Annotated in this window: 20 protein-coding genes and 3 tRNA genes; 16 read left to right on the forward strand and 7 right to left on the reverse strand. The window is 52.3% G+C overall.

The features are described 5' to 3' along the window. The first annotated feature begins 64 nt into the window (after window positions 1-64). The 4 genes from rsmC to HV345_RS20140 all read left to right on the forward strand — a co-directional run bounded on the left by rsmC (window position 65) and on the right by HV345_RS20140 (window position 1,620). Window positions 65-1,093, forward strand: coding sequence for a 16S rRNA (guanine(1207)-N(2))-methyltransferase RsmC (gene rsmC, locus HV345_RS20125; protein ID WP_181635976.1), 1,029 nt, complete (start codon window positions 65-67; stop codon window positions 1,091-1,093). A 209-nt stretch (window positions 1,094-1,302) separates the two neighbouring features. Then, window positions 1,303-1,389 (forward strand) — tRNA-Leu (locus tag HV345_RS20130). Window positions 1,390-1,417: 28 nt separating this feature from the next. Next, window positions 1,418-1,503: transfer RNA gene (locus HV345_RS20135), tRNA-Leu, on the forward strand. A 31-nt stretch (window positions 1,504-1,534) separates the two neighbouring features. Beyond that, a tRNA-Leu gene (locus tag HV345_RS20140) sits at window positions 1,535-1,620 on the forward strand. A 39-nt stretch (window positions 1,621-1,659) separates the two neighbouring features. On the opposite strand, the gene HV345_RS20145 is transcribed toward HV345_RS20140, so the two are convergent. After that, window positions 1,660-1,935, reverse strand: a complete 276-nt coding sequence (locus HV345_RS20145) for a DUF1435 domain-containing protein (RefSeq protein ID WP_019078313.1) — start codon at window positions 1,933-1,935, stop codon at window positions 1,660-1,662. Between the two features lie 216 nt (window positions 1,936-2,151). On the opposite strand from HV345_RS20145, the gene HV345_RS20150 reads away from it, so the two are divergent. Both HV345_RS20150 and fhuF read left to right on the forward strand, forming a co-directional pair. After that, window positions 2,152-3,228, forward strand: a complete 1,077-nt coding sequence (locus tag HV345_RS20150; protein WP_016151597.1) for a GGDEF domain-containing protein — start codon at window positions 2,152-2,154, stop codon at window positions 3,226-3,228. Between the two features lie 108 nt (window positions 3,229-3,336). Continuing rightward, window positions 3,337-4,125 (forward strand): siderophore-iron reductase FhuF, encoded by a 789-nt coding sequence (gene fhuF / locus HV345_RS20155; protein ID WP_181635977.1) that lies wholly within the window; start codon window positions 3,337-3,339, stop codon window positions 4,123-4,125. Window positions 4,126-4,154: 29 nt separating this feature from the next. Here the strand turns inward: fhuF and HV345_RS20160 are convergent, their stop codons facing one another. Beyond that, complete coding sequence (locus HV345_RS20160) at window positions 4,155-5,495, reverse strand: PTS sugar transporter subunit IIC (protein WP_047358381.1); 1,341 nt, start codon at window positions 5,493-5,495, stop codon at window positions 4,155-4,157. A 365-nt stretch (window positions 5,496-5,860) separates the two neighbouring features. On the opposite strand from HV345_RS20160, the gene HV345_RS20165 reads away from it, so the two are divergent. After that, the gene (locus tag HV345_RS20165) at window positions 5,861-6,322 is read left to right on the forward strand and encodes a YbaK/EbsC family protein (protein ID WP_016151593.1); all 462 of its coding nucleotides are present in this window, start codon (window positions 5,861-5,863) and stop codon (window positions 6,320-6,322) included. 54 nt (window positions 6,323-6,376) lie between these two features. On the opposite strand, the gene bglJ is transcribed toward HV345_RS20165, so the two are convergent. Together bglJ and HV345_RS20175 are read right to left on the reverse strand one after the other, a co-directional pair. Continuing rightward, complete coding sequence (bglJ, locus tag HV345_RS20170; protein WP_029139757.1) at window positions 6,377-7,054, reverse strand: DNA-binding transcriptional activator BglJ; 678 nt, start codon at window positions 7,052-7,054, stop codon at window positions 6,377-6,379. Continuing rightward, window positions 7,015-7,740, reverse strand: coding sequence for a response regulator transcription factor (locus HV345_RS20175; RefSeq protein WP_047414511.1), 726 nt, complete (start codon window positions 7,738-7,740; stop codon window positions 7,015-7,017). Before HV345_RS20175 ends, bglJ begins: the two co-directional genes overlap by 40 nt. Window positions 7,741-8,198: 458 nt before the next feature. Here HV345_RS20175 and HV345_RS20180 point away from each other — a divergent pair, with 458 nt between their 5' ends. From HV345_RS20180 to opgB, 6 genes are all read left to right on the forward strand, one after another. Then, the gene (locus tag HV345_RS20180; RefSeq protein ID WP_181635978.1) at window positions 8,199-8,975 is read left to right on the forward strand and encodes a threonine/serine exporter ThrE family protein; all 777 of its coding nucleotides are present in this window, start codon (window positions 8,199-8,201) and stop codon (window positions 8,973-8,975) included. Then, on the forward strand, window positions 8,966-9,439 hold the full coding sequence (locus HV345_RS20185) for a threonine/serine exporter (RefSeq protein ID WP_016151589.1): 474 nt from the start codon (window positions 8,966-8,968) through the stop codon (window positions 9,437-9,439). Before HV345_RS20180 ends, HV345_RS20185 begins: the two co-directional genes overlap by 10 nt. A 123-nt stretch (window positions 9,440-9,562) precedes the next feature. Beyond that, complete coding sequence (gene dnaT / locus HV345_RS20190) at window positions 9,563-10,102, forward strand: primosomal protein DnaT (RefSeq protein ID WP_016151588.1); 540 nt, start codon at window positions 9,563-9,565, stop codon at window positions 10,100-10,102. 2 nt (window positions 10,103-10,104) lie between these two features. Then, window positions 10,105-10,842, forward strand: coding sequence for a DNA replication protein DnaC (dnaC, locus tag HV345_RS20195; RefSeq protein WP_016155623.1), 738 nt, complete (start codon window positions 10,105-10,107; stop codon window positions 10,840-10,842). A 70-nt stretch (window positions 10,843-10,912) separates the two neighbouring features. Then, a complete protein-coding gene (locus HV345_RS20200; protein WP_016151586.1) occupies window positions 10,913-11,404 on the forward strand; it encodes a DUF2501 domain-containing protein in 492 nt (163 codons plus the stop codon). A 230-nt stretch (window positions 11,405-11,634) separates the two neighbouring features. Beyond that, the gene (gene opgB, locus HV345_RS20205) at window positions 11,635-13,926 is read left to right on the forward strand and encodes a phosphatidylglycerol--membrane-oligosaccharide glycerophosphotransferase (RefSeq protein ID WP_181635979.1); all 2,292 of its coding nucleotides are present in this window, start codon (window positions 11,635-11,637) and stop codon (window positions 13,924-13,926) included. 106 nt (window positions 13,927-14,032) lie between these two features. Here the strand turns inward: opgB and HV345_RS20210 are convergent, their stop codons facing one another. Together HV345_RS20210 and HV345_RS20215 are read right to left on the reverse strand one after the other, a co-directional pair. Next, the gene (locus HV345_RS20210; protein WP_181635980.1) at window positions 14,033-15,478 is read right to left on the reverse strand and encodes a tagaturonate reductase; all 1,446 of its coding nucleotides are present in this window, start codon (window positions 15,476-15,478) and stop codon (window positions 14,033-14,035) included. A gap of 13 nt (window positions 15,479-15,491) precedes the next feature. Then, window positions 15,492-16,514, reverse strand: coding sequence for a zinc-binding alcohol dehydrogenase family protein (locus tag HV345_RS20215; protein ID WP_149382300.1), 1,023 nt, complete (start codon window positions 16,512-16,514; stop codon window positions 15,492-15,494). Between the two features lie 137 nt (window positions 16,515-16,651). On the opposite strand from HV345_RS20215, the gene HV345_RS20220 reads away from it, so the two are divergent. From HV345_RS20220 to HV345_RS20230, 3 genes are all read left to right on the forward strand, one after another. Next, a complete protein-coding gene (locus HV345_RS20220) occupies window positions 16,652-17,566 on the forward strand; it encodes a GntR family transcriptional regulator (RefSeq protein WP_047414521.1) in 915 nt (304 codons plus the stop codon). A gap of 211 nt (window positions 17,567-17,777) precedes the next feature. Beyond that, entirely contained in the window at window positions 17,778-19,139 is a 1,362-nt protein-coding gene (locus HV345_RS20225) for an MFS transporter (RefSeq protein WP_016155619.1), read from the forward strand. A gap of 52 nt (window positions 19,140-19,191) precedes the next feature. Continuing rightward, window positions 19,192-19,707: a GNAT family N-acetyltransferase gene (locus HV345_RS20230; RefSeq protein ID WP_104651994.1), complete on the forward strand. Its 516-nt coding sequence runs from the start codon at window positions 19,192-19,194 to the stop codon at window positions 19,705-19,707. Window positions 19,708-19,746: 39 nt separating this feature from the next. Here HV345_RS20230 and tsr read toward each other — a convergent pair whose 3' ends face one another. Then, on the reverse strand, window positions 19,747-21,408 hold the full coding sequence (gene tsr, locus HV345_RS20235; protein WP_181635981.1) for a methyl-accepting chemotaxis protein: 1,662 nt from the start codon (window positions 21,406-21,408) through the stop codon (window positions 19,747-19,749). Window positions 21,409-21,694 lie beyond the last annotated feature (286 nt).

Consider the following 21,694-nt stretch of genomic DNA (forward strand, 5'->3'; position numbering starts at 1 on the left):
AATTTGTCGAATCCGTGCCATCAAACAACTATAATCCCCCGCTGTACAATTTAAGGAGCACTCCATGTCTGCTTTTACCCCGGCAAGTGAAGTCTTGCTGCGCCACAGTGATGATTTCGAACAAAGCCGTATTCTGTTTGCCGGTGATTTGCAGGATGACCTGCCTGCCCATTTTGAATGCGCCGCCAGCCGTGCGCGCACTCAGCAGCTTCACCACTGGCAGGTGCTTAACCGCCAGATGGGCGACAACGTTCGCTTTAGCCTCGTCGCCCAGACCGATGACGTTGCCGATAGCGATACGCTGATCTACTACTGGCCGAAGAATAAGCCGGAAGCCCAGTTCCAGTTGATGAACATTCTGTCGCTGTTACCGGTGGGCACCGATATTTTTGTTGTTGGTGAGAACCGCAGCGGCGTTCGTAGCGCAGAGCAGATGCTGGCCGAATACGCGCCGCTGAACAAAGTCGACAGCGCGCGTCGCTGTGGCCTGTACCATGGTCGTCTGGAAAAACAGCCGGTCTTTGATGCAGAAAAATACTGGGATGAATACCAGACCGAAAATCTGACCATCAAAACGCTGCCGGGCGTATTCAGCCGTGACGGCCTGGATGTTGGCAGCCAACTGCTGCTCTCCACGCTGACGCCGCACACCAAAGGCAAAGTTCTGGATGTCGGCTGCGGTGCAGGCGTACTCTCCGTCGCCTTAGCCAGCCACTCGCCAAAAGTGCGCTTAACCCTGTGCGATGTTAGTGCCGCCGCCGTTGAAGCCAGCCGCGCAACGCTTGCTGCCAACGGTATTGAAGGAGACGTAATCGCCAGTAACGTCTTTTCTGACGTGACGGGTCGCTTTGATATGATCATCTCCAACCCACCGTTCCACGACGGGATGCAGACCAGCCTCGATGCCGCGCAAACGCTGATTCGCGGTGCAGTGCGCCACCTCAACAGCGGCGGTGAACTGCGTATCGTGGCGAACGCCTTCCTGCCTTATCCGAAGGTACTGGATGAAGTGTTTGGCTTCCACGAAGTTATCGCGCAGACCGGTCGCTTCAAGGTCTATCGCACCATCATGACGCGTCAGGCGAAGAAGTAGAACGGCCATCCCATGCCGGATAAGGTGCCTGCACCGCCATCCGGCAGGGTTTGCTAAATGCGGGGTGGCACTTCGTTTACACGGCCTGCGTTTAGCGCCCATTTTTACATCAATTAAGCGCGTCCTGGGCAATTAACTATTGACGAAAAGTTGAAAACCACTAGAATGCGCCTCCGTGGTAACGATACTTTTTTGAGTGTCGATGGTATGCGAAGGTGGCGGAATTGGTAGACGCGCTAGCTTCAGGTGTTAGTGTCCTTTCGGACGTGGGGGTTCAAGTCCCCCCCCTCGCACCATAATCCACGTTGATATTGCTCGCACTGGGCGAAGGTGGCGGAATTGGTAGACGCGCTAGCTTCAGGTGTTAGTGTCCTTAGGATGTGGGGGTTCGAGTCCCCCCCCTCGCACCAACGAGGCGATATCAAAAAATAAGATGACTGTGCGAAGGTGGCGGAATTGGTAGACGCGCTAGCTTCAGGTGTTAGTGTCCTTAGGATGTGGGGGTTCGAGTCCCCCCCCTCGCACCAATTATCTTATTTCCCTCTTGATTTTCTTCCCTGTTTTGTTCATCCCTGATTCCCGTTCATCATCACCAGAACAATGCCGCCGATCAGCGCCGCACATGAAGGCAACAGGACAAAATGCCGCAAACGCTTGTGGTACAGCATGAGTGAAGTCAACAGTAATCCTAATACAATCATCGCCTTCCATACGTAGACCGACAGGTCGCTAAATGCCATCCCGGCAATCAGTATTCCCGGCAGCAGAACACCCCATCCACTGCCCAGCGTACGTTGCAACATGGTACCACCTATGACATTGATAATGATAACCAATATCATATGATAAATTTTCTCATTTGTCAGCTAGGAGGCACTATCAATTATATGAGTTTTACTTAACGATTGATGACATGAATAATTTAAGGTGATAAATTGCTCGCCGGTTAGCTTTTCAACTAAAAACAATAAAAACCTCTGCGAATGATACTCCGTTCGTTATTTGTTTTATTTACCAACACACCTTCGTACATTGCAGATAACTAACAATATTTACCTATGACAGTACAATCCTGGCGAGCTCTGCGCACCAAAAAATACCAACTCTCTTTACGATTATTTCTGCTGCTCAACGCAGTCTCCGCACTGTTTACGCTTTTTTTTCCCCTGTTTGCCGTCAAAGCGTTGTCAGTACCGGCATTGCTGATTCTCGTGATGAGTACATTGTTGCTGGCATGGCATAGGAAATATGTGGATAAAAGAATTAATCTTCCTTTTATTTCAATCGTTTTTGGTTTGCTATGGGCATTACATATTTTCCTGAAATATAACGCTCTGGGTCATAATGATTATTATTTTCTATTAATCGCGCTTCTCAGCGTGCTGTTTATTGGTTCTATCGCTTTTGCCAATAATATCATCGCGTTTACGCTTCACTCATTGCCTTCCGTCGCCGTCTGTTTATGGCTGAATGGCAGCGAGCATGGTTTGCGAATTATCTATTTTATGGCGCTGCCCATGGCCGGGATCGCCATCCAGCATGTGATACAAAAGCGCTACGATGGCTTCGCCCAGCAGCTGATGTATAAACTGCTGGAAGAACGGGAAACCCTGAACGGACTCAGCATGCTCGACCCGCTAACCGGTTTGTACAATCGTCGGGGGCTACAACACCGACTCGATACGCTGTTGGCCTTGAGCAACGCGAAGCACTACGTCTTGCTGCTGGATATCGACCACTTCAAAGCCTATAACGATCACTACGGTCATATGATGGGAGATCAGGCGCTGATCCGCGTCTCTGCCGCGATTCGTGACTCCGTGCGCTCCCGGGACGTGGTGGCGCGCTTTGGTGGGGAAGAGTTTATGGTTTTGCTGACCGCGGTCGATCCCCAGCAGGCCCAGGCTGCCGCCGAACGTATTCGCCAGAAGGTGTACGACCTTAAAATTCCTCACATGTTTAACGAGAGCGTGGCAACCAACGTAACCGTGAGTATTGGTATTGCGCCTCTGGTCGAGCAGGATATTGATGCCGCTGTTGCCCGAGCGGATAAAGCCCTTTATGAGGCCAAGAGCCTTGGGCGCAACAGTACGCTGGTCAGCGATGACCTGCGGGTAAACTGCCCTTCTGCCTGAGCTATCTGTGCGGTGTGGCCCGGGATGGCGACAAAGATCTTGCCATCGCTCAATGTCAATTATAGGATTAGCAATCATTATCATTAAGATTAACATCCTTATATCGACATGGCTTATCGTTCCGCACCGATCGTTGAAGATGTCATCTGGCGTAGCCCTCTGCCTGCAAAGATGCCCTCGCTGGCTGCTGCCGTACGCGCAACGATAGCCAACACCCGTGAGCACCTGCTGGACTTCATTCGTCTTGACGAAACGCCCGTGCCAGGTGCGATGACGCTACATGAATGGACGCAATCAACGACGCTAAGTTCATTGCTGGCTGTCTATTCAGACCATATTTATCGCAATCAGCCCACGCTGCCACGCGAAAATAAGCCGCTGATTTCTCTCTGGGCGCAGTGGTATATCGGCCTGATGATGCCTCCGCTCATGGTGGCCCTGCTGACGCAAAAAGAGGCCATCGACGTCTCTCCTGAACACATGCACGTAGAATTCCACGAAACAGGCCGTGCTGCCTGCTTCTGGATCGACGTGCATCAGGATCACCAGGTCACGGCCCAGTCTCCTCAGCAACGCATGGAAACACTGATTCTCTCGGCGCTGACGCCGGTTGTGCAGGCGCTGGAAGCGACAGGCGAGATCAATGCGAAGCTTATCTGGAGCAACACCGGATATTTAATTCACTGGTATTTAACGGAAATGAAGCCGTTATTAGGTGAAGAACTGCTGACCACACTGCGCCAGACCTGTTTTTTTGAGAAGCAACTCTCCTGCGGTCGGGATAATCCCCTGTGGCGTACCGTTGTTCCGCGCGAGGGACTGTTAGTGCGCAGAACCTGCTGCCAGCGCTATCGCCTGCCCGATGTCCAGCAATGCGGTGACTGCACGCTGAAGTAAGCGAGGAGCCGTAGCCCCTCGCCCGTCAGTTATGCAACCTGCTGATTTTCTTCTATACGCTGTGCTTCTTCTTTTTCCTGCGCTAATAGCTGCTTTTCGTAAACCTTAAAGAATGGGAAGTAGATGACGGCAGACACCAGTGCCAGCAGGACAACCAGAATGGCCGCACGATAATCCCAGCCTAACGCCCATGCCGCGCCAACCGGTGCCGGGGCCGTCCAGGGAACCACTGAAATCACCCGCCCAATTAAATCCAGCTTCATCGCCGCCCAGGCCAGCACCGCGTTCACCATCGGAGCCAACAGGAAGGGAATAAAGAACACCGGGTTCATGACAATCGGCGTACCGAAAATCACCGGTTCGTTAATATTAAAAATGCTCGGGACAACGCTCAAACGCCCGATCGATCGTAGATGGGCCGAACGGCTACGCAGATAGCAAATCACCAGCCCCATCGTCGCGCCGGAACCTCCAACCACAATAAAGAACGTCCAGAACGCTTCCATAAAGATATGCGGTAAAGGCGCGCCCTGCGCCAGCGCCGACTGGTTCATCCCGAGATTGGTGAGCCAGAACATTTGCAGCATTCCCGACACAATTGCCGCGCCATGAATACCGGCAAACCACAGCAGATGGCCGATCAGCACCGCCAGCAGTATCGCTGGCAGAGAATCCGCTGCAGACACCAGTGGTTTAAAGATGGCCATAATGGCCTGCGGGATCAGCATGTCAAACTGCGACTGAATCACCAGACTCAGCGGGTACAGCGTAAGCACCACCACCAGCACAGGGATCAGCAGATCGAAGGAGTTTTTGATCATCGGCGGCACCTGATCGGGTAAACGAATGCCGATGTTGTGCGCCTTCAGGAAGCGCATCATTTCAACGCAGTAAATAGCCACCAGGATGGCAGTGAAAATCCCCGTACCGCCAAGGCTATCAACCGGCATCGTGCCTTTAGTTTTCGGTGCAGCAATCAGCAAAAAAGCCATGATCGATAGCATCGCGCACATGAAGGGATCTAGCTGATGTGACTTCACATAGTGCTTGCCCAGGTTATAAGCGATAGCCGCACATATGTAGACTGACATGATCCCCATCGTCATATCAAACGGTGTGAGGATTTGGCCTTCAAACTGTTTCGCCATATCCAGCCACGCACGTGCAAACCCCCAGGTGGTATCCGGAGAAAAAGGTGGATAGGCGAAAACCAGCAGAAACGAGCCTACGATCATAAAGGGCATCGCCGAAATAAACCCATCACGGATAGCCATCACATGACGTTGTGAAGAGATGCGCCCGGCAACAGGGCTGACGTAATTTTCAACGAAGCGGAAAATCACATTAAACACAGCATTATTAGTAGACATAGCCGTTCTCCCGTTGTGCAAAACCCTGCAACCGTGCTGGTGTCAACACCACCACGTAAAGCCCATTACTACTTTTCGCAACCGTGCCAGGAGGAACGCCAGCGCTACTGCATTTTGAGTTCAGTTTCATAGATGGCTCTTATTATGTAATACAGAGGAAGTGACAACTTCAGTATTAATCGCCATTTGAGCATTCTGCAACCGGTTACTGTAACCGGTTTCTTTGATTGTGAAGACGATCGAAAAACTGCCAATGTTGCCATGTTGTTACATTAAAATATTTACAGCGAGCTTGCCCCTATGACAAATTACGCCATGCGGTTTTCTGCTGGATGGAGCTGCCTGTAGACGATTTGGAGAGAAGAATGAGTTTGCAATCTGTACGCCAATTTTTAGCGCAATATGCACCAGATATTGAGATTATCGAATTAGATCAGAGCACAGCTACCGTCGATCTGGCAGCGAAAGCCCATAACGTCGAACCTGGCCAGATCGCGAAAACGCTTTCGCTGAAGGTCAAGAACGACATTATTCTGGTCGTCGCCAAAGGTGATGCCCGACTGGATAACAAAAAGCTAAAGAGCACTTTCGGTGCCAAAGCCCGGATGTTGAGTAGCGATGAAGTGGTTAACGCGACGGGCCATCCCGTTGGCGGTGTTTGCCCTTTCGGACTGGAAACGCCGATTTCGGTATACTGCGACGTTTCGTTGAAGCATTACGCTGAAGTGCTTCCCGCCGCAGGCGCCATCCACAGCGCCGTTCGTATCACGCCAGAAAGGATGGCTGAGCTGACTTCCGCCACCTGGGTGGATGTGTGTCAGGGATGATTCACGTTCCGTGCCGATAACGAAACCCGGCACGAAACGATCTAACATTACCCGCTAAGAAGCCGCCTGTAGAAAAGGTGCAGGTTCACCTGCACGCAGGTACAGCAGGATATCTGCAGCATCCAGCAGTCCGGCATCTGAGCTCACGCCCAGCTTGGACATCACATTAAATTTATGTGCCCGAATGGTTTTAATATTCCGCTCTAACTGAGCAGCGATCTGCGGCATTGAATAGCCATTCGACATAAAGCGCAGTATTTCTCGTTCTGTTGGACTGAGCATACGGCTTTGATTGATATACCAATGGTTTTTAGAACCTTCGGTTCCCCGGTTGGGGCCGTTCAATACCGTAAATAACGCGTCCTGCAGTACCGTTAATGAAGAAGATTTGCTCACAACGCCATCTAACGGCAACGGTGACAAAGAGCCGATTAATCGCGCTTCAGCGTCATCATCAGCAATAACCACCCGGCGAATACGCGGAAAATTTACCGCTAATTCCGTCAGATAAGCTAACCCGGCCCTGCGATCGGTTCTGATTGCAGAGAGGGAGAAAATAACCGCCGAAAACGACGTTTTTAACATCACCTGACTAAATGCAGGCTGGCTCGAAAAGATATGAAGTTCGTATTGGTTATCCGGCATGGTATTAAACAGGCTCTTAATACCGACGCTACTCATCGCGCACTTCTCTACCAGCGCAACGTTTCTTTTGATGCTTCGGCTTTCCATTCCGTGGTTTCTCCATAAACTGAAGGTAAATTCAATTCTCGCGATCCTTGAGAACTGTTTATCCAGGCGTACATTTCTGCATTGCTATGTATCGACAAGCGGCGCATAGCACTGTTCTTTTGGGCGCTAATCGTTTTATTGCTTTTCTTCAGCAATGTCGCAATCTGATTAATTCCCCAACCTTTTCCCAGGAGTCTCAGCACTTTCCTCTCCGAGAGGGTAAGTACAATTGAGCGGGCGCTATGGTCTGCTAATTCTGGCATCACGGGCGGAGAAAGCAGCGACTTGCTAATTCTCTCGGCTCGGCTATTTCCTGCGTGAATAACATTCACCAAACTTTCAATCGTCTCGGCATCAGATAACAGCGAACTGACAGGACACATCAGCAATTCAATGGCCAGCGGATAAAAAACACGAGAAACGAGAAATACCCAGTGAATATCGCGGTATTGAGATAATAAAGAATAATACTGTTCGCAGACTGAACGTGGATGATTACAGTCTCCGGATAAATCAGCAATCACCAAATCGGCACAACGCAACTGCAGCAACGTCAATTCTTCGACGGAGCGGCAGTAGGCAAGTTCATAATCAGCGAACTGCCCCTGCATTACACCTTTAAGTCCGGTTTGTACGATCGGTAATTTACTAATAATAATTGCGTTTTTGCAGCGTCCTGGCAACATATCTCCTCCACACTCACCAGTCCGTATTCGCACTTATTAAAAATCCCCTGATAAATTAAAAGTATTAATTAACAGGAAACCCTAAACAATAGACGAGGTGAATTGTTTATCCTTGGCTTTTATTTATAAACAAAGTTATACCGCTACAATCCCAGTAGCATCAAACTATTGAACCATCATGCCAATAATTACTCATGAATACACTCTTTGTACAATTAAAAGAACTACAATAGATCGTTAGCGTTGCTTACGTATTTTCCATCCTGATAAATAACATTACATTTTCATAAGCGCTGTCTTTATTGATAAGCAAGTGAGGTGTGCAAACGCATCAGACGTACTATCTGCATCTTTTTTCGACGCAAAGATTGATCTTAGCCAGAGCCAACAGGATCATGCTTCATGATAAAAAGAAGACATCCGCCACGCAAAGAGATCCTTTTCAGTCAGAGCGAGTCATGCAAACAGAGCAGTCGTCACAGCGAACGGTTACACGGTTATGTATTCAATGCGGTCTTTTTTTACTTCAGCATGGGGCAGAAAGTGCGCTGGTTGACGAGCTATCCACCCGCCTCGGGCTGGCGCTTGGCATGGATAGCGTAGAAAGCGCTATCTCCTCTAACGCCATCGTCCTGACCACCATTAAAGACGGGCAGTGCCTGACTTCAACGCGAAAAAATCAGGATCGCGGAATTAACATGCACGTCGTGACGGAGGTGCAGCACATCGTTATTCTGGCGGAACACAAACTGCTGGATGTTAAAGGCGTTGAGAAACGCTTTAGCCAGATTAAGCCGCTGCGCTATCCAAGATGGTTGGTCGCCTTTATGGTCGGCTTGTCCTGCGCCTGCTTTTGTAAACTCAATAATGGCGGATGGGATGGCGCGGTGATCACCTTTTTCGCCAGTATGGTGGCAATGTATATTCGCCAGATTCTGGCGTCCTGGCATTTGCACCCGCAAATCAACTTCTGCATTACTGCGTTTGTGGCAACCTCGATTTCTGGTCTGCTGCTGACGTTGCCGACGTTTAACCACACTCCAACCATCGCCATGGCCGCCAGCGTGCTGCTGTTGGTTCCGGGTTTTCCGTTGATCAACTCCGTCGCGGATATGTTTAAGGGACACATTAATACTGGGCTCGCTCGCTGGGCTATTGCCAGTCTGCTGACGCTGGCGACCTGCATTGGCGTAGTCATGTCGATGACCTTATGGGGGCTGCGCGGATGGGCGTGATCGATTTCATTTTGGCGCTAATGCAGGACATGATCCTGTCGGCAATCCCGGCGCTTGGCTTTGCCATGGTATTTAACGTACCACATCGGGCGCTCCCCTGGTGCGCGTTACTCGGCGCACTCGGCCACGGTTCACGAATGGTGATGATGAGCGCAGGATTTAATATCGAATGGTCAACCTTTATGGCGTCGCTACTGGTGGGCTGCATTGGGATCCAGTGGTCACGCTGGTATCTGGCGCATCCGAAAGTCTTCACCGTTGCGGCAGTAATCCCCATGTTCCCTGGGATCTCTGCCTATACCGCCATGATCTCGGCGGTAAAAATCGGCCATTTTGGTTACAGCGAAGCGCTGATGATCACGCTGTTGACCAATTTCCTGAAAGCCTCATCGATTGTCGGAGCGCTCTCCATCGGGCTATCCGTACCGGGATTATGGCTGTATCGCAAACGCCCGCGCGTTTAGCGGCACGCTTTGTTAGCTCCTCACAGAGAGGGGAATCGCCCCCTCTTCTGCTGCTCTCCTTCTTCTCTGTGTTACTATAAAAGCAGTCCCCTTCTCGGTTGTTGTTCAGTATTGAGAAACATTATGCCCAGCAAAATTTTGACGCCGGACGTCACTAGCATTGACGCCTTACTACACGATCACCACACGGTGCTGGCCAGGTCTGCGGGCGGCGCCGTAGCCGTATTCGCCAATAACGCGCCAGCATTTTACGCGGTGACGCCTGCACGACTGGCCGAGTTGTTGGCGCTTGAAGAGAAGCTGTCACGCCCGGGAAGCGATGTGACGCTGGATGCACAATTTTATGAAGAGCCGCAAACCGCTCCTGTTGTCGTGCCAATGGGGAAATTTGCGATGTACGCTGACTGGCAGCCCGATGCCGACTTTCAGCGCCAGGCCGCTCTGTGGGGGGTGGCGTTAAGAGAACCGGTCACCGCCGAGGAACTGGCCTCATTTGTCGCCTACTGGCAGGCCGAAGGCAAAGTCTTTCACCATATTCAGTGGCAGCAAAAACTGGCACGCAGCATCCAGATTGGCCGGGCCAGCAATGGCGGAATGCCGAAGCGCGATGTGAACAGTGTCAGCGAGCCTGACAACCATATTCCACCGGGTTTTAGAGGATAACGATGAAAAACGTTGGCGACCTGATGAAACGTCTGCAAAAAATGATGCCGGCTAATGTCGAGCCAGCCTTTAAAACGGGCGAGGAGCTGCTGGCATGGCAAAAAGAGCAAGGTGAAATTCGCGCCGCAGCGCTGGCCCGTGAAAACCGAGCCATGAAAATGCAGCGCACATTCAACCGTTCCGGTATTCGTCCACTGCATCAGAACTGTTCGTTCGATAACTATCGGGTGGAATGCGAAGGTCAGATGAACGCCCTGAGCAAAGCTCGCCAGTACGTTGAAGAGTTTGACGGCAACATCGCCAGCTTTATTTTCTCTGGCAAGCCCGGCACCGGCAAAAACCATCTGGCCGCCGCTATCTGCAACGAACTGCTGCTGCGCGGCAAGTCGGTGCTGATTATCACCGTCGCGGACATTATGTCAGCCATGAAAGATACCTTCAGCAACCGTGAAACCAGCGAAGAACAGCTACTCAACGATCTCAGCAATGTCGATTTGCTGGTGATCGACGAAATCGGCGTGCAGACCGAATCCCGCTATGAAAAGGTGATCATCAACCAGATCGTCGATCGCCGCTCGTCTTCAAAACGCCCGACCGGTATGTTGACCAACAGCAATATGGATGAAATGAACAAACTGCTGGGCGAGCGGGTAATGGACCGTATGCGCCTTGGCAACAGCCTGTGGGTGATTTTTAACTGGGAAAGCTACCGTAGTCGGGTAACCGGTAAAGAGTATTAACGTATTAGGACCACTCCTAAGACTGCCGGCGCTATACTGCGCTGAAAAGGCATAACACGAGTTGCATATAATGATGAAAACAACCAAACGTCTGCTGTGCTGTGCGCTTGCCGCCAGCACGCTCATCTCGACCAGCGTTTTCGCCGCCTCCTGGCAGGATTCGCTCTCCAGCGCGGCCAGCGAACTGAGCAAACAAAGCTCCGGCTCGCAGGGCGGCTCGTCGCTCTCTTCCCTGACCAGTCTACTGAATGGCAGCAATCAGTCGCTGACCTCCAGCAGCATGAATAACGCCGCCGGGATCTTGGAATATTGTGCGAAACAGAAACTGGCCTCGGTCACCGACACGCAGAACGTCAAAAACCAGGTGCTGGATAAACTGGGTCTCAGTGCTCCGGAGCAGAAACAAGACACCAACTATATGGACGGCATTCAGGGGCTGCTCAACGCCAAAGATGGTCAACAACTGGACCTGAACACAATTGGCAACAGCTCGCTGGCGAAGCAGGTAAAAACCAAGGCCTGCGATCTGGTGTTAAAACAGGGTATGAACTTCATTTCCTGACGCACGACATGCCGCGTATACCCTGCGCGGCATCAACCTGCTCCCCATAAAATTCACACGTCAAATAATCAGTAAATCCCCCGCAAAAAACACGCATATCTAAACCAATTCTGAATAACAACGTAATTTAATGTCACTACAATTGCAGCAATGCAACATCGCTATTACATTGTGCTTTCCCAAAATCATTAGCCTGCCTGGCGTTTGCCCGGTTTACTGAGGATCGATCGTTGTCAGAACTCATCTCCATCACTCTGTTTCTCGCTTCAGTGCTGATTTACGCCTGGAAAGCGGGTCGCAATACCTGGTGGTTTGCTGCCACGTTAACGGTGCTGGGGATTTTTATTGTCTTGAATATCACGCTGTATGCCAGTGACTATTTCACCGGCGACGGTATCAATGACGCGGTTCTGTACACGCTGACCAACAGCCTGACCGGCGCGGGAATTGGAAAATATATCTTACCTGGAGTCGGGATTGCGCTGGCCCTGACGACCGTTTTTGTCGCTCTCGGCTGGATTCTGCGCCGCCGTCGCCATCATCCGCATCATGTGGGTTACAGTCTGCTGGCCCTGCTGCTGGCGCTGGCCTCCGTAGATGCCAGCCCGGCGTTTCACCAGATAACCGAACTGGTAAAGTCGCAGTCGCGCGATGGCGATCCGGATTTCCCAACCTATTATAAAGAGCCGTCAAAAACGATTCCCAACCCGAAGCTGAACCTGGTTTATATCTATGGCGAAAGCCTCGAGCGCACCTATTTTAACAACGACGCGTTCCCGGATCTGACCCCGGAACTCGGTGCGTTGAAAAACGAAGGTCTGGATTTCAGCAATACCATGCAACTGCCGGGTACCGATTACACCATCGCTGGCATGGTCGCCTCCCAGTGCGGTATTCCGCTGTTTGCGCCGTTTGAAGGCAACGCCTCGGCGTCGGTCTCCAGCTTCTTCCCCAACAATATCTGTCTGGGTGATATCCTGAAAAACTCCGGCTATCAAAACTACTTTGTGCAGGGAGCCAACCTGCGCTTTGCCGGCAAAGACGTGTTCCTGAAATCTCACGGTTTTGATCATCTCTACGGTGCGGAAGAGTTAAAAAGCGTGGTTGCGGACCCGGCCTATCGCAACGACTGGGGCTTCTACGACGATACCGTGCTGGATGAAGCATGGAAAAAATTCGAAGAGCTTTCGCGTTCGGGCCAGCGCTTTTCACTGTTTACGCTGACTGTGGATACCCATCATCCAGATGGATTTATCTCACGTAGCTGCAACCGTAAACGTTATGACATCGACGGGAAGGCCAACCAATCCTTCAGCGCGGTCAGCTGCAGCCAGGAAAACATTGCCGAATTTATCAATAAGATTAAAGCCTCACCGTGGTTCAAAGATACCGTTATCGTGGTTTCTTCCGATCATCTGGCGATGAACAACACCGCATGGAAGTATCTGAACAAGCAGGATCGCAACAACCTGTTCTTCGTGCTGCGCGGCGACCAGCCACAGCAGGACACGCTGGCGGTGAAGCGTAACACGATGGATAACGGGGCAACGGTACTGGATATTCTCGGTGGCGATAACTTTATCGGTCTTGGCCGCAGCAGTTTGTCGAGCGAATCCGTGTCGGAAGTGTTCCTGAACATCAAAGAAAAAATGCTGGCGTGGAAGCCCGATATCATCCGCCTGTGGAATTTCCCGAAAGAGATGAAAGAGTTCACCGTCGACCAGGACAAAAACATGATCTCTTTCTCCGGCAGCCATTTCCGCCTGCCGTTGTTGCTGCGCGTATCGGACAAACGCGTCGAGCCGCTGCCGGAAAGCGAATACTCGGCCCCGCTGCGCTTCCAACTGGCAGATTTCGCGCCGCGAGATAACTTTGTCTGGGTTGATCGCTGCTACAAAATGGCGCAGCTATGGGCCCCGGAGCTGGCGCTCTCCACCGACTGGTGCGTATCGCAAGGCCAGTTAGGCGGACAGCAAATCGTGCAGCACGTCGACAAAGCCAAATGGAAAAGTAAAACCGTGTTTAAAGACACGGTGATCGACATGGAGCGCTACAAAGGTAACGTTGATACGCTGAAAATTGTCGATAACGACATTCGCTACAAAGCCGACAGCTTCGTCTTCAACGTGGCGGGCGCGCCGGAAGAGGTTAAACAGTTTAGCGGCATTTCACGCCCCGAATCCTGGGGACGCTGGTCCAATGCGCAGCTCAGCAAAGAGGTGACCATCGAGTACAAGGCCCCGCTGCCGAAGAAATTCGATCTGGTCATTACAGCGAAAGCCTTCGGCGACAACGCCAATCGCCCTATTCCCGTACGCGTTGGCCACGAGGAACAGACGCTGGTGTTAGGCCATGATGTCACTACCACTACCTTGCATTTTGATAACCCGGCGGATGCCGATACGCTGGTGATTGTCCCGCCCGATCCGGTCGCCACCAACGAGGGCAATATTCTCGGCCACTCGCCGCGTAAACTGGGGATCGGGATGGTTGAAATCAAAGTGGTCGCTCAGGGCTCGTAACATGAAATGGCTGATGGCGCTTCGCTTATCAGTCTTACAGCTAGCCGCATTTATTGTCTGAAAAAAAAACAGCGCCCAACACCACACCGGGCGCTGCATGGCAACCTTATTCCAGACTTTTCACTGCCTGGCGCATACCCTGCACCAGAATCATTTCCAGGTTTGCCGTCACCAGCCCGGCAAGCCCGGGCAGCAACGTCAAATCTTCACCCCAGTGCGCCGCATCGCCGAGCACAGTATCCACCAGTTCACGCAGCGTTAAATCTTTGCCAACTCGCGGCCACAGACTGGCATACAGGCTAACCCACTGCTCATCATCCTGTATCGGATAGCGTTCTCCCTCCCGCTCTGCGCGATAAAACGCCAGCAGCGCCGCGAGGGCGAACGTTAACCGCACGGGCCAGCGCCCATTTTGCTGGCCCGCCAGCAGTTGCGGCAAAATTCGGGTACGGAATTTGGTCATCCCGTTAAGCGCAATGGAAAGCAACTGGTGACGAATGTAGGGGTTTTGAAAACGCCCACTCACCGCGTCGGCAAATTCACGCAGTTCATCCGCCGGGAGATCCAATACCGGTATAATTTCCTCGCTAATCGCCCGCTCGATAAAGTGACGGACATCGGCATCCTGCATCGCTTCGCCGACGGTCTCCAGACCACACAACCAGGCCACCGGCACCAACGCCGTATGCGCGCCATTGAGAATGGCGACCTTACGCTCTTTGTACGGTTTAATATCGCTCACTACCCGAATGTTCAGCGGGCACTGCGCCAGATTCAGCTCCTCGGCCAGCCACTGCGGCCCCTGAATCACAAACAGGTAAAAATGCTCCGCGGTATCGAGAAACGCATCGTGATAGCCAAGCGTAGCTTCCAGCGCGGCGGCTTCTTCTCGCGGGTAGCCGGTGACAATGCGGTCGACCAGCGTGGAACAGAAGGTGTTTGCCGTCGCCACCCAGTCGGCAAACGCCGGGGGAAGCTGCCACTCCTGCGCATACTGCAGTACCAGCGTTTTGAGCGCCTCACCGTTATAGTCGATAAGCTCGCACGGGATAATGACCCACCCCTTATCCACCGCGCCCTCAAAATGATTAAAACGCTCCAGCATCAGACGCGTCAGTTTAGCCGGAAAGCTTACCGGCGGCGCATCATCGACCCGGTCTGCCGCGTGATAGCTAATTCCGGCTTCGGTGGTATTTGAAAACACAAAGCGAATATCCGCATTGTGGGCCAGCGCCAGATACGCCGCGAAGTCCTGATACGGATTGATTTCGTTATTCACCGAACGGATAAGCCGCGCCTCGCTCACCGCTTCGCCCTGCGAGTTTAGACCGCGAATAAGCGTGGTATACAGCCCGTCCTGGGTATTCAGCGACGGTGGAAAATCACTATTGATCGGGCGAACGATGGTCACGCCAGCGTTCAGAAAGGTTTGCTCGTTGAGGATATCCAGTTGCCAGTCGATAAACGCTCGCAGGAAATTCCCTTCACCAAACTGGATCACGCGCGTTGGGTAGCTTGCCCCCGGAAAATCACGTCGATTCAATGTCTTCATCGCATTTATCCTCTCAGAACGTGATCACGCCTTTAATCAGCTCACGGTTGTTAATCACATCCCGTTCGTAGATTTCTGCCAGTGTGGCAAACGCGTAACGGTGCGTGAGCATCATGTCGGCGGTCAGTTTGCCTTCCGACATCAGGCTGCCCACTTTGGCGAAATCTTCCGGTGTGGCGTTGCGACTGCCCATCATGGTGGTCTCTTTCTTGTGGAACTCCGGATCGGAGAACTGCAAATCGCCTTTGAATAGCCCAACGAAAACAATGCTGCCGCCATGGCGAATCAAATTCACCGTGTTGTTCATCGCATGCTGATTGCCCGTGGCATCAATGACCTTTTGCGCCAGCGAACCACCAAACTGGTCACGCAACTGCGCATCAAAATCTTCAGCAGACGGATCAATAACCGGGAGCCCCAACCGGGAAACCACATGCTCCCGGCGAGCCGGACTGGTATCGGCGACCACCACCTGTGCGCCATCGGCTTTGGCAATCGCCGCCGCGCCCAGACCAATCGGACCGGCACCGACCACCAGCACCTGCTCACCCGGAGCCACCGCCGCCCGGCGTACCGCATGCGCGCTAATGGCATAAGGCTCAATCAGCGCCGCCGCCTGCGGATCAATTCCCTGCGCATCCAACAGGTTGGTGACCGGTACGGACAGGTATTCGCTGAAGCCGCCATCCTGATGCACGCCAATCACCGAAATCTTCTCGCAGCAGTTAGTGCGCCCGCTCAGACAGGCCGGACACTGCTGGCAGGCCACGTAAGGAATAACCGCCACCTGCTGACCATTTTTCAGATTCTGTATATTTTTGCCCAGCCCGACAATTTCCCCACATATTTCATGCCCCAGTACACGTGGATAGCTGAAAAATGGCTGATTGCCACCCCAGGCATGAATATCGGTACCGCAAATCCCGACTGATTTAATTTTTATTAATGCTTCACCCTCACCCGGAATAGGTATTTCACGCTCTTTCCAGACTAATTTTTTAGGTTCCTGGCAAATCAACGTATTCATCGTAGACATGATTCTGCTCTCCTGTTTTTTTGTTGCCTCAGATATCAACGAAAATAAAAAAGCCGGAGAAAGCAGAAACACAATCTGTGAATCCCAGCTCATAAAAATGTTTTAAATCGGGTTTTAATACGCAAAAAGGAGAAGCCATGAGCCGTTCGCAGAACTTACGTCACAATGTGATTAACCAGATGATTGACGATATGGCGCGTGGCCATATCCCTTCCCCCCTCCCGTCGCAGAGCGCGCTGGCGGAGATGTACAACATCAGCCGCACCACCGTGCGCCATATGCTGAGCCACTTAGGCGAGTGCGGCGTGCTGACCCAGGTCGGCAGCCACTATGTCATCGTACGTAAACCCGACCATGACGACGGTTTTGCCTGTACAACCGCCTCCATGACTGAGCAAAACCGGATTTTTGAGCAGGCTTTTTTCACCATGATCAACCAGCGTCAGCTACGCGCAGGCGAGAGTTTCTCCGAACTACAGCTTGCCAGAGCAGCAGGGGTCAGCCCGGTGGTGGTGAGAGAATATCTTTTAAAATTCGAACGTTACAATCTGATCAAAAACGAAAAACGCGGCCATTGGAGCATGAAGCAGTTCGATCAGGCCTATGCGGAACAGCTGTTTGAACTCAGAGAGATGCTGGAAACCCATTCCCTGCAGCATTTTCTCAATCTGCCCGACGATGACCCGCGCTGGCTGCAGGCTAAAACACTGCTGGAGCGTCACCGGGTCCTGCGCGACAGCATCGGCAGCAGCTTTCGTATGTTCTCGCAGTTAGACCGTGAGTTTCATGCTTTACTGCTCTCCGCAGCAGATAATATATTTTTTAATCAATCGCTTGAAATCATCTCCGTGATTTTCCACTTTCATTATCAGTGGGATGAAAGCGACCTCAAGCAGCGCAATATCATTGCCATTGATGAGCATATGACCATCCTCAGCGCACTGATTTGCCGCAGCGACCTGGATGCCACCCTGGCGCTCTGTAACCATTTGAATTCAGCCAAACAATCGATGATTCGCTCCATCAACCAAAGCCATAGCGCCGCTCATTAAGTACCGATAAAAAACAGCAAACCATTACCGGGAGCACGATTTTATAAAAATAAAAACGCCGGAAAAATACCGCTTGCCTATGCTCACGCTAAGTCGACTGCATTAAAAACTTTTGTGAGCGGTGATGAGCAAATTGATTCATCACTGGTATTTTTCAATACTGCACAGCCCGGCTGTGTGAAAATAAATTATTGAGGTTCAGGAGTCCGGCGTGGAAAAAAATAATATTACCCTCGACCCGAGTTCTTCGTTTGGCACGTCGTCATCTGCGGATATTAACGTTCCGCCTGAGGGCATGGTGCAACGCAGTAGCCGAATAAAACGTATTCAGACCACAGCAATGATTTTATTATTTTTTGCTGCGGTGATTAATTATCTCGACCGCAGTTCACTGTCGGTCGCCAACTTAACGATTCGTGAAGAACTGGGGCTGAGCGCCACGCAAATCGGCGTACTGCTGTCAGTGTTTTCTCTCGCTTACGGTATTGCACAGCTGCCCTGCGGCCCGCTGCTGGATCGCAAAGGTCCGCGCATTATGCTGGGGCTGGGGATGTTCTTCTGGTCGCTGTTTCAGGCGATGTCTGGCATGGTTCACAGCTTCACTCAGTTTGTTCTCGTGCGTATCGGGATGGGGATCGGCGAAGCGCCCATGAACCCGTGCGGCGTAAAGGTCATCAACGACTGGTTTAACATCAAAGAGCGCGGTCGCCCAATGGGGTTATTCAACGCTGCTTCCACCATCGGTGTTGCCATTAGCCCGCCGATTCTGGCTGCCATGATGCTGGTGATGGGCTGGCGTTGGATGTTTATTACCATCGGCGTGCTGGGTATTTTCCTCGCCATCGGCTGGTACATGTTGTATCGCAACCGCGAGCAGATTGCGCTGAGCGCTACTGAACAAGCGTATCTGAACGCCGGTAGCGTCAATGCCCGCCGCGATCCGCTGAGCTTTGCCGAATGGCGCAGCCTGTTCCGCAACCGCACTATGTGGGGCATGATGCTGGGCTTTAGCGGCATCAACTACACCGCGTGGTTATATCTGGCGTGGCTGCCAGGCTACCTGCAAACCTCCTACAACCTGGATTTAAAAAGCACCGGATTAATGGCAGCGATCCCATTCCTGTTTGGCGCAGCCGGCATGTTAATTAACGGTTTTGTCACCGACTGGCTGGTGAAAGGCGGTATGGCACCGATTAAGAGCCGTAAGATTTGTATTATCGCCGGGATGTTCTGTTCTGCGGCCTTCACTTTCATCGTGCCGCAGGCCACAACGTCGATGGCCGCCGTATTACTGATCGGTATGGCGCTGTTCTGTATCCACTTCGCCGGCACCTCGTGCTGGGGCCTGATCCACGTAGCCGTCGCCTCACGCATGACCGCCTCCGTGGGCAGTATCCAGAACTTTGCCAGCTTTATCTGCGCGTCGTTTGCACCAATCGTCACCGGATTTATTGTTGATACCACCAACTCTTTCCGTCTGGCGCTGATCATTTGTGGCTGCGTCACCATGGTGGGAGCCCTCGCCTACATCTTCCTGGTGCGCCAACCCATCAGCGATCCGCGTAAAGATTAATCCTCATGATGCCCGATAACACCGCGCTTATCGGGCATGTTATGCTCGACAAATGAACATCACCTTACGCTCCACCACTCTGGCAGAAACTGCCGCTCTTCCCGCCATCGAACGATCTGCGGGGCAACGTTTTTTACTCATCCCCGAACTGGCGTGGATTGCTGACGACCAGACTATATCGGCTGACCAGCATCGGGCATTTGTCGCCGCTGGCATGAGCTGGCTGGCGCAGGTCGACGAGCATCCGGTCGGTTTTTTAGTTGCCGAAACGCTGGGGTCATCGCTGTTTATTGCTGAACTTTCACTGCATCTGGAGTGGCAGGGAAAAGGTATTGGTCGCAGATTGATTGGCTATGTTGCCGAACAGGCGCGCGAGAAAGGTTATACATCGCTCACGCTGACCACCTTTCGCGATGTGCCGTGGAATGCGCCATTGTACGCACGATTGGGGTTTGAAATGCTGGCTGACGAGGCGCTTCCTGCACTGCTGCGCCAGAAAAGAGAAGACGAAGCGGCGCACGGGCAGACGTACGAACTACGCTGCGCCATGCGCCTGATGCTGCGTTAATTGCCCGCGGGCGGCTACGCCTTATCGGGCATTACCAACTTAGAACGTTTCCCAGTTATCCCCGGCATCCGTTACCGCAGCTTTTCGCGGCTGGACCGTTGAAACCGGTTTAGCGGCAGCAACGTCACGCGCGCGCTGTTGGTCATGCTGAATACGGAACACGGCAACGGCCTGGGTCAGACGGCTGGCCTGCTCTTCCAGCGCCGCAGCGGCGGCGGCGGATTCTTCCACCAGCGAGGCGTTCTGCTGCGTCACACGATCCATCTCAGCAACGGCCAGACCGACCTGGTCGATACCGCGGCTCTGTTCATCAGAAGCAGAGGCGATTTCACCCATGATATCGGTCACGCGGGTTACCGCATTGACGATCTCATCCATGGTTTCACCAGCGCTTTCTACCAGCGTTGAACCCACATCCACACGGCTGACCGAGTCTTCAATCAGGCTCTTGATCTCGCGCGCGGCCTGCGCACTACGCTGGGCCAGGTTACGAACTTCACCCGCAACCACCGCAAAACCACGGCCCTGCTCGCCCGCACGCGCGGCTTCTACCGCGGCGTTGAGCGCCAGAATGTTGGTCTGGAAGGCAATGCCGTCGATGACGCTGATAATGTCGGCGATTTTCTGCGAACTGGAAGCGATGTCGCGCATGGTTTGCACCACGTTATCCACCACTTTGCCGCCTTTCTGCGCGGTTTCAGAAGCGCTCAGGGCCAGATGGCTAGCCTGACGCGCGTTTTCGGCGTTCTGCTTCACGGTCGCCGTCAGCTGTTCCATGCTGGCTGCGGTTTCTTCCAGAGATGCAGCCTGCTGCTCGGTACGCGAGGAGAGATCGTTGTTGCCCATCGCAATCTCGCTGGCCCCGCTATAAATCGCGTTGGCACCGTTACGCACATCACCTACGGTGTTCATCAGCTCACCCTGCATATGACGCAGGCTTTCCGCCAGTTGGCCAATCTCGTTGGAACCTTCCACCTCAATACGCTTCACCAGGTCGCCGCTGGCGATATGACGAATGCTGTCGATCAGACGGTTCATTGGGGAGATAAGAGTCAGTTTAATGCCGAACCAGACCGCAATAATTGCCGCCAGTACGGTAATCAGTACACAGACCAGTACCCACATCGCCTGGCTGTAAGAGCTGTTGTTATCTGCCACCGCGATGTCATACAGGCGATCGTTCTGCTGCATGTAGTTGATGTATGTCTTCTCAAAACCATCCTGATAGCTCTGCGTGGGTTGATCAAAGAACGCGTTGATCTTCCCGTCACCCAGTAACTGGATCAGCTCCGCCAGCGCGCCGTGATAGATGTCATAGGTGCGGTTGATCTCCTGGAACGCGGCTTCACTTTGACGCGGATCGCGCGGGAGCGACTCGTAAATCGCCCAGTTTTTTTCCGTCAGTTTCAGCGCCGTGCTGGCTACCTGCATCAGCTCAGCAACGGTCGCACCGCTGCCGATATTGTTCTGATCCATCATGTAGCGAATACCCGCCCGGTTCAGGGTATTACGCGTTTGCAGCAGCTCAACCCAGGTGGCGTTCAGCGCAGACTGTTGCTGGCGAATGGTTTGCAGAACGGTAAAGTTCTCTTTGTCATTCTTAAGTGAGTTAAAAAACAAGCCGCCCGAGGCGAGCTGTAAAAGGCCAAATAGCGCCAATACCAGCAGTAAGCTGGTAACAATCTTCATACGTTTTAACATGTTTTCTCTTTCCGCTAGACAGATGTCAGAATTTTCGGCCTGGAAAGGGAAAACTTTATGAAATTTGTGCTAGTTGAATCGATCTCAGCATCGACGATTCGTCGATCCACGCCGTCTGCCAAAGCGCTAAGCGGGTTTATTAGTGATCTCAATCACATAAATATACCCGTTAGTCCCCATTGCTTACCGCTCACTGACACTTGGGACCGCTTAAGCTGACATACAACCGCTCACTTATTTACCTTACTTTACGCGCGTATTTCTCTGGCAAGATCCCCCCAACATA

Source organism: Citrobacter sp. RHBSTW-00986 (assembly GCF_013783065.1).
GTDB classification, from domain to species: domain Bacteria; phylum Pseudomonadota; class Gammaproteobacteria; order Enterobacterales; family Enterobacteriaceae; genus Citrobacter; species Citrobacter braakii.